Origin of the sequence: Mesorhizobium sp. M0991, from assembly GCF_040318915.1 — a bacterium.
Taxonomy (GTDB): Bacteria; Pseudomonadota; Alphaproteobacteria; order Rhizobiales; family Rhizobiaceae; genus Mesorhizobium.
The window spans coordinates 31978-43272 of sequence record NZ_JAMYNE010000038.1 but is presented as its reverse complement, the minus strand read 5'-3'; the positions used below and the strand labels follow the sequence as shown (position 1 = coordinate 43272).

The following is an 11295-nucleotide window of genomic DNA, read 5'->3' as shown; positions in this document are numbered from 1 at the left end:
TGCTGCCCTTCAACTTCGCCAAAGCAACAGCAGCCTGATCAGACCAGATACCGTTCCCGATTCGAAGGCCATCCGTCGAAAGCGCTCGCGTCAACGTGCAGCGAAAATAGCGCTTACGCCCGATGATCTGAGCCGGCCTGGCAAGAGTATAAGAGTAGACCAGCATAGGCGTATATCCAGGACTGCAGAACTGGATATATCGTTCGAGGCGGTGGCCAGTTGCGTCGTCAGCGAGAGCGGTGAGATGCTTTGGCAGACAAAGTCTACGGTGATCTCGGTGCCGTAACCGCCGCCCTCAGCTTATGGCTTATGGGAAGATTACCTCGTTCGTAGCGGTCCAGAGGCCGGCGCGACATCCGAGTGGATTTCATCTGGCCGACGTCAAAGTGACGGTGGTCTCTCGAATGCGCATTTCGCAAAAGCCGGACGGGGGTTCCGCTAATTCCCGGACAATGTGGAGTGCACCCCTATTGTGAGACAGAGAAATTGCGAGACAATTCCCTGCTCGTGAGTTCAAATGCGGCATTTTCCGACGGTGTCGACAAGGTCTTTTCGTATTCCTCCGGGGTGAGATAGTCGAGTGCTGAATGCAGCCTTTGCCGATTGTAAACATTTTCAATGAAGCTCGCGATACGCCGCCGCGCATCTGGTGCATCGCGATAGGCCAATCCTGCGACTTCTTCCTGCTTCAAGGTTTTCATGAAGCTTTCCGCGCGTGCGTTATCATAAGGGTTCCCCACCCGGCTCATGCTCGGCTGGATCCCATGCCCATGCAGGATATCAGAATAGGTGGTGCAAGCGTATTGAACGCCCCTGTCCGAATGATGGATCAAACTGCCGGGAACCGGAACACGTGCGGAGATCGCCATTTTTAGGGCATCGACAGCAAGGCTGGCCCGCAAGTGGAGTTCGAGCGACCATCCGATGACCTTGCGACTGAATGCATCGAGCACAACCGCCAGATAGGCGAACTGCTCGGCAAGGTGCAAATACGTGATGTCGGCGACCCAAAGCTGGTTGACGCCTGTCAGTTCCATCCGTCGGGCAAGGTTCGGCACCACCCGCCAGCTGTGCCGGGAATCTGTAGTGCGCGGCACAAATGGCCGAGTGCGCAAGCATAAGAGATTATCCTCCCCCATTACCCGCAACACACGTTTGTGGTTTACCAGCCAACCCTCGCGGCCAAGAAGGGCGCCGATCCGGGGATAGCCATAGTGCCGGTTGGCCAAGGCCAGCCTTTGAATGACATCTCGCAGACCAGTTTCTTCCTGCCGCGGCGCCGACTGCCGCCAGTGCCGGTAGTATCCAGCCCTGCTGACGCCGGCGAGACGGCACATCTGTTCAATTCCTGGAGAGCCTTGCGGCACATGGGCTGTCATTTTTTGAATGACCTCGAAGACGCGTCACCGCCAGGTGCGTCTTTCTGCTGTTGATTGCCCCTGACATGCCGCAAGGCTTCTTGAAAAAAATCAAGTTAAACCTTGTGCTGCCCAATCTTGCGTTCAAGTTCGACAATGCGGCGGCGGGCTTTCGCCAACACATCGGCACGACGCTGTTCAGCCGACAGTGCAAAACCTGCCGCCAAGGCATCCCGATCTGGCGGTGCCTCGGGAGGCCGCTTCTTTGGGCGCCCCGGTCGGCTCGGCATTAGATTGCCACACGTCCGCAGCTGCTCACGCCAGGCATATAAGCGTTGGCGGTGAATACCCAGTTCATCAGCTAATCGGCTGACGTTCTCCCCGTTTTGCATCCGCAAGAGCATGGAGAGCTTCTCTTGTTCGCTAAATCTCGGCTTTCTTCCAACCATTTCCAGTTCCTGCAATCCAGAAACTGTCCCCTATTTATTTGTCTCAGTCGAGGGGTGCACTCCATCACTGTCCGGGAATTAGCGGAACCCCCTGTCCGGCTTTTGCGAAATGCGCACTCTCGAAAGTCGGCATGTCAAGGCTGCTCTCGGCGCCATGACCGTGAAAACAGACCGCAATGATGCCCAGGTGCTCCTCAGATTGTCCGCACCGGCTGGTTCAAATCCGTTCTATGAAGTCTGCTGCTGGCCAGGGGGCTACGGACGTTTACGGCAGCGCGGAAGCCGCTGGGCGAGGACAGCAAACAAGCAGATTATCGCGGGCTTCTGCAGCTGCTGGATTGAAGATTGGCGCGGCACGCGTGCCGGTTTCGAAGCGGCTACGCGAGCTTGTGTGCGCATTTCGCAAAACCGGACAACACTTTCCACTAAGTCGCGGGTCCGGGACTTACCGGAAAAGGCGTCCGAGACTTAATGCAAGCATGTGGAACCAAATCGGCTTCTGACGGGAACCATCGAGCCCCTGCTTAGGAAGGATCAGAGTCTGCCGTCGTCCCATGACTGTGCCGGGAATAGGAACGGTCACGGAGCTCACCTACAGGGCAACGATCGGTCGACGTCGCGCCCCTGCGACAGCGACGGCTTGTGCGATGCGACGGTAGCATCGACATGTTGCCAAAACGCCGTCCTGATCGGCAATCGAAATGCCCGACCGGAAGCCAAAGTCGCCTGGTCAATGGCGGGAAAGATAAGGGACAGGTTGCTCGGGCTTGCGAGCGGGCCCTGTCGGTCGCTCGATCAAAAGCGCAATTTGAGGTCGGAGTTCCCCTCCGTGCAAGCGGGATATCCTTTCGTCCAGTTCTTTATCCGACGTCGTGAGACGATGGTTCAGGCGAAGGTAATCCGTCCAAGTTGGTGTGCGAAATGTCTCGGTCCAATGAGACGGCTTCTGAAGGTTGCGTTGAAGCGTCCAATGCCGAGCGCCGACGCGGCTCTGCACACGTCGGCGTTCGCGCATAAGGCCCAGGAAAGCCTCGACATTCTTCTCATGTATCAGGTACTCGATCTTGACCACGATTGGGCCGCTTCTCGGCTTCAGATCGAGGGCGACAGCTGGGGTGTCGAATTCCTCCAAAGGATCGGGCTCGGAGTCGCTTCGCTCGCGAAGAGGAAACAGAAAACCGGCTGCAGCGACCAGAAGCAGGGCTGCAGCGGAGCCCTCCAGCGCCACGATCAGGGAATAGTCCTGGGCCACGGTGCCCCACACCCAACTGCCGGCCGCGATGCCGCCATCTATCAATGCATAATAGATCGAGATGGTGCGCCCTACGACCCAGCGCGGGCTCGCCAGCTGCACGCTCACGCTAACCCCCGACCAGGCGGTGAGCCAACCCGCGCCACCCAAGGCGAGTGCAATTGCCGCCACCGCAAGCGAGGAAGTCAGCGCAAGTGCGAGGGAGCATGCCGCGCAGGCGACGCAGGCGAGCGTCATCAACCGTTCTTGAGACAAACGCCTTCTGAAGATGCCATTGGAGACGCCGGCGAAGACAGCGCCTGTCCCGAAGCCAGCCATGAGCGTGCCATAGGCGACAGGGCCTCCTCCCAACTGATCGCGGACAACCAGCGGCAGCAGCGCGAGTATGGCAATGCTCGCCAGGCCAAAGAGGGTTCCGCGCGCGATCGCCGCCTTGATTTCCGAAGACATCGCCGTGAAGCGCACCCCGTCATAGATCGCCGTCCTCATCGGTTCACGCGGGAGAGGCGAAGAGCGAACCTTCCACTTGCAGCGCCATATGGTGACCAAAGGTACCAGATAGCTGAGTGTGGTCACGGCCAGAGCCGTCACAAGCCCGAACGAGGCAACCACGATGCCGCCGAGCGCCGGGCCCACGGTTCGAACAGTGTTGAAGCCGACGGCGAGCAGAGTAACGGCGGCGGGAACATCGCGTCGCTCCACGATATCGCCAACTGAGGCTTGCCAGGCAGGATCGTTAAGAGCGCCGCCGCACGCAATTAAGAAGCTGAAGCCGAGGATCATCCACGGGTCGGCCAAGCCCAGCGCCACAGACGCGGTCAGCATGGCAGATGCTATCGCCATAATGCACCGGCCGGCAAACATGACCCTTCGACGACTGAAATTGTCGGCCAGGGCCCCGGCGAAGACGGACAAAATGAAAGCGGGCAGATTCGAGGAAGCCTGCACCAGCGCAACCATCAGATCGGAAGTCGAGATTGTTGCCATTAACCAGCTGATGGCAACGGTCTGTATCAGCCAGCCAAGGCTGGAGACCTGCGTGGCTAGCCAGATCGAACGAAAGGCAGGGTTCCTGAGCGGCGCAAACGTCGTAGGCGAAATTGGATCCGGACCTGTGCCCGCCACCTTCCCCATTTAAATGGGCCTTTGCTCGTGTGTCATTCGCCACATTCCGTTGTTAGCCAAACGGACGCCACTCAACGCAACCAGCTGCGAGCCCGAAATCCCTGAGCCTGGACGCTCAGCAAAATTGAAAGCCCGGCAGGAGACTAAGCTACCTACCGGGCTGGTGCGCCTTGGGAGGGCGTATAGAAAACGCGACATCAAGATGCGCTACTAGCGTTTTTGCTGCCAATCATCATACGTGAGCCGGTAAAGGACTTGGCGCCGCAATGCATCATCAATGGCCTTGAGCGGATGATCGAAGTCGTCCTTTGGATCGTGGGACATTCCTATGCGTTCCATAACGCGTCGCGAGTTGGCATTGCCAACTGCAGCGTTCGCGACGATTTGGGTCAACTTTAAGTTCTCGAACCCGAAGGCGATAACGGCGACGGCGGCTTCGCTTACATACCCCCGTCCCCAAAAATCCGGATGCAGCATCCAAGATATTTCAACCGCCGGTGCGTAATGTAATTGATCGCCAACGTTAATGAGACCGCAGAAGCCGATAAATCCGGCAGCGCCCAAACGCTCGAGTACCCAAAGGCCATATCCGTGTTCCTTGAAATGCTCACGTTCGGCGTTTACCCGTGCCTCAATCGCCGCCCGATCAACGTGTCTTTTGAGGTATTTCATAACTGTAGGATCGTCATTCATTCGGGCGAATGGTTCGACGTCTTCGTCTGTCCATCCTCGCAGCAGTAGTCGTTTTGTCCGCAGCTCCATCAGTAGTTCCTCCCGCTCGAGACATCGAAGAGCACTTCGCAACTGCACTCGTCCCAGGCCAGCCGCGTGCCCATGCCCGACAGGGCTTTTCTGCCGTTCACAACCGCCGATTTGCTTGAGAACCCAAGGGCGCGCCTTTTGGAGTTATTCATTCTATAGCTCCGAGAAATGCCACAAGGTTCTCACCAAGTTCGGGGCATGGATATCCACCTTCCTGCAACATGGCGATGGGCGCATCGAAGTTGCCTATGACCCTCGCGGCCTTCCGGAAGCCGTCGGTAGTGACGTCAAGAACACTGAGGGGATCGCCGCGATAGGCATCGAGGCCAAGCGCAACGAGCAGGACATCCGGTCCGAAATCCGCTATCCTGTGCATACCCGCTGCAATTGCATCGACAAAGGCCCCGTCATCGCCGCCATGTTTCAGCGGCAGATTGACATTGAAGCCTTCTCCGGCACCGGAGCCAATTTCATCTGCATAGCCGCTAAAGAACACCGGAAATCCATCAGGATCGGCATGAACCGATACCGTCAAAACGTCAGGCCGCTCATAGAAGATCTGCTGAGTGCCGTTTCCATGGTGGATATCGATATCCAGAATCGCGACGCCCCCAGCGCCTTTCATCCGCAGGGATTCAGCTAGGATTGCAATATTATTAAGGTAGCAAAATCCCCAGGCCATCTCGGTGCAGGCGTGATGGCCTGGTGGCCGGCAAAGTCCATATGCACGGTGCTGACCGCGCGCAATCAAATCACCGACGTTAAGGGCGACATCGACACTGGATCGCGACGCCGCCCAGGTTCCGCGCCCCACGGGACACGCTGTGTCGGCCTGGTGGAATCCAGAGCGTGCAACGATATGGCTGGCGTAGTGTGACGCAAAACGGTTGGGGTGCGTGTTGGGGACAATTTCCGGGCCGGCGTGAGGCATCGCAAGCCATTCATTTATGCCATTCTCCAGAAAGTCGAGATACCTCGGCGTGTGCACACGCGCCAGAATAGAGGCGTCGGTTTGGCTTGCCTCGAGCGCCTCGTGGCCAGCATTGATGGCCGACGAGAGCAGCATGTCGGCACGCTCGGGCCGCTCGGGGCTTTGGACCAGCCTTCCGCGATGAATGAACGTTTGCGGATCATGGCTCCGGTGGCCTTCCGAGTAAACGATTTTCATGTTTATAGCTTTCTTGAGAACTAGACCGTGGCCCCAAGAACCCATGGCGCGAATTCGGCCGCACCAAAGTCGAACTCTTCGCTTTTGGTGCGTTCTCCTGAAGCTACACGCAGAATCAGATCGAAAATTCGCTTCCCGCATTCCTCAACGGTCTCGCCCCCGCTGAGGATCTCGCCGCAGTTGATGTCCATGTCGTCCTGCATGCGCTGATACATCGCCGTATTAGATGCCAGTTTGATGGAAGGTGACGGCTTGCATCCAAATACGCTGCCTCTTCCCGTCGTGAAGCAGATGAGGTTCGCGCCACCGGCAACTTGGCCAGTCGCCGACACGGGGTCGTATCCGGGAGTGTCCATGAACACCAATCCAGGGCCCTTGACGGCCTCGCCGTATTTGACGACATCGACCAGGTTTGTTGTGCCGCCCTTGGCCATAGCTCCCAGCGACTTCTCGACAATCGTGCTTATCCCACCAGCCATGTTCCCCGGGGAACGATTATCGTTCATAACGGCACCTTCCCGCTTGAAGTAAGCATCCCACCATTCCATCAAAGCGATCAGCTTTTCGCCGACTTCGCGCGACATGGCGCGGCGCGTCAGCAGATGTTCGGCGCCGTAGGTTTCGGGCGTCTCGGACAGGATCACCGTGCCGCCATGCCGCACGAGAATATCGCTGGCAGCTCCTAGGGCTGGATTCGCTGTGACTCCCGAAAGGCCGTCCGATCCCCCGCACTGCAGCCCGACGATCAGTTCACTGGCAGGGATCGGTTGCCGGGTAACCCGGTTCGATTCCTTGAGTACTTCCCGCACGAATTCAACTGCGGCTGCCACGGTTTTTCTGGCGCCGCCCATGGTCTGAATGTCCATGCTGCGCACCCGTCCAGCCAGACGTTGATCGTCGAGCAGACCACCGACCTGGTTCACCTCGCAGCCCAATCCGAGAACTATGACATGGCTGAAATTTACATGTCGCGCGTAACCGCCAAGCGTGCGGCGCAGGACGTTTAGTGGCTCGCCCCCTGTCATGCCGCAACCCGTCTTGTGGGTTAGCGCGACCACACCATCCACATTCGGAAACTCAGCCAAGGGGTCGGCGCCGGTAAAAGGATTTTTCTTGAACACCTCCGCCACTAAGTTCGCAACGTGACTGCTACAGTTCACACTGCTAAGGATTCCGACATAGTTTCGCGTTGCAGCCCGCCCGTCGGAGCGGCGGATACCCGAAAACGTGTCGGGGGTTTCAACATAGTCGGTCTGATGAGCCGCTGCGCCGAAGGCATAGTCCTTTTCGAAATCACCGAGCGCCATATTTTGCAAATGAACATGCAAACCGGGCTCTATGTCTTTCGTGGCAAAACCGATTATCTGACCGTAGCGTAGAATTGGTTCGCCGGACTTGATGGATCTGATAGACACCTTGTGTCCTGCCGGGACCGCCCTCTTAGCGACTATCGAACCACCTAACGGCATGCCTTGCGCTATCATTCGGCGCGCTATCGCGACATTGTCGCTAGCGTGCAGGATCAGCACCGGAGTAAAGTCCTGATGTTGCGTCATATCGCTTTGCATCGCTACTCCTGACCTGCTGGCGAGCAGAGACCCGAACCGTTCCTATCAATCAACAAATCAAACACCGTTTGGCCGACCTTACTTTCCAGCAGAGCCTCAACTGAACGATCGCTGATTTGGGCCAGGACGATCGAAACGAAACGGAGAGCCTGAAAGCTTCAGCGGCTCACGCGAATATCGCTCACCACGCCCGTCCTGATCTAAGCCGCCTTAGAGTTGCGCGCGCTCAGCGAGGCGATAGTGTTGTTGATCACAGAAGCCACCCTTTCGCGTTCATCTCCGACCAGTGGCAAACGCGGCGCACGTGTCCACTCGGGCGCTCCGTAAACAAGATGCTCAGCAAGCTTGATGTACTGGACAAGCTTGACGCTGGTATCCAGATGAAAAGCCGGGGTCATAATCCGATACAGTTCCCGCGCTTCGGCAAACTTTCCGGCTCGGCCCAATTCGAAGATCCGCACGCACTCTTCAGGCCAAGCATTCGTCATTCCTGAAACCCATCCCGTCACACCCAAGGCGAGGCTCTCGAGTATCAAGTCGTCGACGCCGCAGAATACCGCAAAGCGATCTCCGAGCTCGTTGTAGAGATCGGTGACACGGCGAATGTCGCCGGATTCCTCCTTGATGCAGACGATCTGATCGACATCCTCAAGCGTACGCAGGATTTGCGGCGTCACGTCGACACCATACGCGATCGGATTGTTATAGATCATGATTGGGAGATCGCAGCCAGCCCCCAGCGTCCGGTACCATTCGGAGGTCTCACGGGGATCAGATTTGTATGCAATGCTTGGGAACGCCATCAATCCTTCCGCCCCAAAGCTCTGGAATTTGCGCGCCGTATCGACTGCGGCTTCCGTTGAGACTTCGGCGAGACCCGAAAGAAGCGGAACGCGCCCGCCGACAGCTTCCTTTGCAGCTCGAATAACTTTCTCTTTCTCATCCAGGGTCAGAGACGCGTTTTCACCCAGCATCGGGAGAACAATAATCCCCGAAACGCCACTCTGAATAAGGCGCTCAATACTGCCTTGCGTCGCAAGCAGATCAACATCGCCATTTTCCTCCAGCTTGGTTGTGACCGCCGGGAAAACGCCTGCCCACTTAGTTCTCATTTCTAATTCCTCGTTTGTCGTCTCGTTACGAGAGCCGAATGGCGTTCTCAATGGAACTCCATTCTGTTGGAACTCGCTGGCATTGTCAATGTGGACGCGATCACATCGGCATGGATAAGCGCCACATTCGCCGTATGTCTGGGAAGCAATGCCGCCGAGTGCGAACGGACGCAGATCGAAACTTATTCTCGAAGGACAATCTTTTGCCGTTGTCGGCCAAGTCCATCGGCGCCTAACTCGACCACGTCGCCGGCCTGCAGAAATACCGGCGGCTTCATCCCGAGCCCCACACCATGTGGAGTGCCGGTCGTAATGACGTCACCGGGCTCAAGCGCCATGAACCGCGAGATGTATGAGATTAGATGCCTGAATGGGAAAATCATCTTGGCTGTCGATCCTGACTGCCGGGTGATCCCGTTTACTGTGAGCCAGAGATTCAGGTTCTGTGGATCGGGGACTTCATCCTGCGTCACTAGCCAAGGGCCAAGCGGACCAAAGCTCGGCGAAGACTTGCCTTTTATCCACTGCCCCCCACGATGGATCTGGAACTCGCGTTCGGAAACGTCGTGGCAGATAAGATAGCCTGCAACGACCGACAGCGCGTCATCTTCAGCCAGTTCAAAGGCATTCTCGCCGATGACCACTGCAACTTCCGCCTCCCAATCTAACATCCGCGACTCTCGAGGCATCAGTACGTCATCATTCGGTCCAACGATGCATGATGGCGCCTTCGAAAAGATAACCGGCTCATCTGGAATGGGAGCGTCGGTCTCGATTGCGTGATCGGTGTAGTTCAAGCCGACCGCAATAAAGTGACGGACGTCGGCCACCGGAGGCCCGAGGCGAACATTATCCTCTACACGGGGCAATGACGAAGGAACTACCGAGCGCAACATCTCCAAGCCAGCGCGTGATAAGGAACTGCCTCGAAAATCCGGAATAACATCGCCAAGGTCCCGGATGGCCCCGGTCTCGTCCAGCAACCCCGGTCGTTCTGAGCCGGGTGGCCCAAACCGCAAAAGTTTCATATCATTTTCCTTAAGCTCAGCCGGCCGCCGCGTCGGTCTTCAAACGAGTGTATTCGAGCAGATAGCGGCCGACTTGCGCCTTTCGTACGACAGGATGTTGAAGAACAGCTTGGAGAGGCGCCTCCAAGGACTCCACGGTACATCCCTCCAGAAGGATGAACCAATTGGGCGGCGCATCATAATCCGTGCGCCCTTCACTCTCCGCGCTGCGTACCCGGGTGGCCTCTTCATCTGCCTTGCAAAGATGCGCTCCAGTCAGGAGCGGGGATCGCGTAGTGCTGGACACGAGCGCTGATAGCTCACTCGTGGCCTGCTGGTCATCGGTTGCCGCAGACTGGAAGCGCACCGTGGCAAGGACGCCACCCGGCCCAGGGCCTTCCGACGAGAGGACTCGCGCTAGCGCGCGGGACGTATTGAGAAAATGCGATGTTGCCCGCCTCGTCCACGGAGTAGGGGCATTGAGCCGCTTGGCATACTCCTCGCCTGTAATGACATCGAATTGCTCAACTTCGTAGAGTGTAAAGAACTCAGGATGGGTTTCCCTATCGGCAGCTCGATAGCGTCGGCCCCGCAAAAACCCAGGAATGCCGGTTCTCTCAGGCATGTGCTCGTGTATGTGCCACTGATAGAAGTCTAGGCGCCCGTCCTCTGATATTCCGTTCCAGATGGCCACCATGCCTTTACCGCAAAGCATAGATTTCTCCGCTATTCTCAAAACTATTGAAGTTCACCGAAACGGACGCGAACCCGTCAAACTCGGCTACAATCTCGTCACCGGGATTTGCCGTATGAAAACCTGTGTAGCTTCCAGTCGTGACAAACTCGCCGGGCCTGAGGGCAAGGCCCCTTTTTCGCAGGTCGTTTGCCAACATGACCAAGAGGCCAATGAGGTCTCCGTCGGGATGGCCGCCGGTACCTTGGCAGATCGTAATTCGGTTAATGACGAGACGAGCCCTCAGGGCTTCAAAAGCCACATCTCGCCAGTTGCTGTTTACCGAGCCAACGACCAGCGCGCCGTTCGAAAGCAAGTCCGCAATCATTGCGTTACGAGGAGTGGAGAAGGTGGTCGTCCAGCGGCTATCTACGACCTCAACTGCCGCGCAGACCCCGCCGATGGCCTCGATAATGTGCTCTCTCGCGAAGCCGTTTTTCCCGGGAACTGGCTCTTTCCCAAAGCGGAAGGCGATCTCGCATTCGACGCCGCCGAGCCCAAAAATCGCAGGAGAAATCGATGCCGGACTCCATTGAAGCCGGCTTTCGACGATGGGCGCTGATATCAAGTCTCCATCAGGCAGAGCGGCAACTTTCCAGCCAACAACTGGAACCGACAATGCACTTACGACTTCACCCTGAATGCTTAAGGCTTGAGCGCGACTCATCGCTTGTAGCTCTGATGCCTCGACCAGAACGCGGTGGCCGCCTTGATGTGCAGCGACGAGTTTTTGAACAATTTCGCTTGCCATTTTGCTTCTT

At 57.2% G+C, this 11295-nt stretch carries 9 protein-coding genes and 1 pseudogene; 1 reads left to right on the top strand and 9 read right to left on the bottom strand.

Annotated elements, in window-relative coordinates:
- Window positions 1–467: 467 nt before the first annotated feature.
- Together NKH70_RS31295 and NKH70_RS31290 are read right to left on the bottom strand one after the other, a co-directional pair.
- Window positions 468–1379 carry an IS3 family transposase gene (locus tag NKH70_RS31295; RefSeq protein ID WP_353027131.1) on the bottom strand — a complete coding sequence of 304 codons (912 nt, stop codon included), beginning with the start codon at window positions 1377–1379 and terminating at the stop codon, window positions 468–470.
- Between the two features lie 95 nt (window positions 1380–1474).
- On the bottom strand, window positions 1475–1822 hold the full coding sequence (locus NKH70_RS31290) for a transposase (protein ID WP_353027130.1): 348 nt from the start codon (window positions 1820–1822) through the stop codon (window positions 1475–1477).
- A gap of 103 nt (window positions 1823–1925) precedes the next feature.
- Between NKH70_RS31290 and NKH70_RS31285 the strand changes: the two are divergent.
- Window positions 1926–2035 (top strand): annotated as a pseudogene (locus NKH70_RS31285) (IS110 family transposase); the annotation flags it as partial.
- Between the two features lie 502 nt (window positions 2036–2537).
- On the opposite strand, the gene NKH70_RS31280 reads toward NKH70_RS31285, so the two are convergent.
- From NKH70_RS31280 to NKH70_RS31250, 7 genes are all read right to left on the bottom strand, one after another.
- Entirely contained in the window at window positions 2538–4193 is a 1656-nt protein-coding gene (locus NKH70_RS31280) for an MFS transporter (protein WP_353027129.1), read from the bottom strand.
- A gap of 201 nt (window positions 4194–4394) precedes the next feature.
- A complete protein-coding gene (locus NKH70_RS31275) occupies window positions 4395–4946 on the bottom strand; it encodes a GNAT family N-acetyltransferase (RefSeq protein ID WP_353027128.1) in 552 nt (183 codons plus the stop codon).
- 148 nt (window positions 4947–5094) lie between these two features.
- Window positions 5095–6114 carry a histone deacetylase family protein gene (locus NKH70_RS31270; RefSeq protein WP_353027127.1) on the bottom strand — a complete coding sequence of 340 codons (1020 nt, stop codon included), beginning with the start codon at window positions 6112–6114 and terminating at the stop codon, window positions 5095–5097.
- 20 nt (window positions 6115–6134) lie between these two features.
- Entirely contained in the window at window positions 6135–7682 is a 1548-nt protein-coding gene (locus tag NKH70_RS31265; RefSeq protein WP_353027126.1) for a UxaA family hydrolase, read from the bottom strand.
- A 200-nt stretch (window positions 7683–7882) separates the two neighbouring features.
- The gene (locus NKH70_RS31260; protein WP_353027125.1) at window positions 7883–8794 is read right to left on the bottom strand and encodes a dihydrodipicolinate synthase family protein; all 912 of its coding nucleotides are present in this window, start codon (window positions 8792–8794) and stop codon (window positions 7883–7885) included.
- Between the two features lie 182 nt (window positions 8795–8976).
- Complete coding sequence (locus tag NKH70_RS31255; protein ID WP_353027124.1) at window positions 8977–9822, bottom strand: fumarylacetoacetate hydrolase family protein; 846 nt, start codon at window positions 9820–9822, stop codon at window positions 8977–8979.
- Between the two features lie 680 nt (window positions 9823–10502).
- Entirely contained in the window at window positions 10503–11285 is a 783-nt protein-coding gene (locus tag NKH70_RS31250; RefSeq protein WP_353027123.1) for a 2-keto-4-pentenoate hydratase, read from the bottom strand.
- Window positions 11286–11295: the final 10 nt, after the last annotated feature.

Excerpts from the sequence above, each read along its gene's own strand:
- NKH70_RS31295 (WP_353027131.1), bottom strand. The coding sequence starts at position 1,379 with ATGACAGCCCATGTGCCGCAAGGCTCTCCAGGAATTGAACAGATGTGC.
- NKH70_RS31250 (WP_353027123.1), bottom strand. The coding sequence starts at position 11,285 with ATGGCAAGCGAAATTGTTCAAAAACTCGTCGCTGCACATCAAGGCGGC.
- NKH70_RS31260 (WP_353027125.1), bottom strand. The coding sequence starts at position 8,794 with ATGAGAACTAAGTGGGCAGGCGTTTTCCCGGCGGTCACAACCAAGCTG.
- NKH70_RS31265 (WP_353027126.1), bottom strand. The coding sequence starts at position 7,682 with ATGCAAAGCGATATGACGCAACATCAGGACTTTACTCCGGTGCTGATC.
- NKH70_RS31270 (WP_353027127.1), bottom strand. The coding sequence starts at position 6,114 with ATGAAAATCGTTTACTCGGAAGGCCACCGGAGCCATGATCCGCAAACG.
- NKH70_RS31280 (WP_353027129.1), bottom strand. The coding sequence starts at position 4,193 with ATGGGGAAGGTGGCGGGCACAGGTCCGGATCCAATTTCGCCTACGACG.
- NKH70_RS31275 (WP_353027128.1), bottom strand. The coding sequence starts at position 4,946 with ATGGAGCTGCGGACAAAACGACTACTGCTGCGAGGATGGACAGACGAA.
- NKH70_RS31255 (WP_353027124.1), bottom strand. The coding sequence starts at position 9,822 with ATGAAACTTTTGCGGTTTGGGCCACCCGGCTCAGAACGACCGGGGTTG.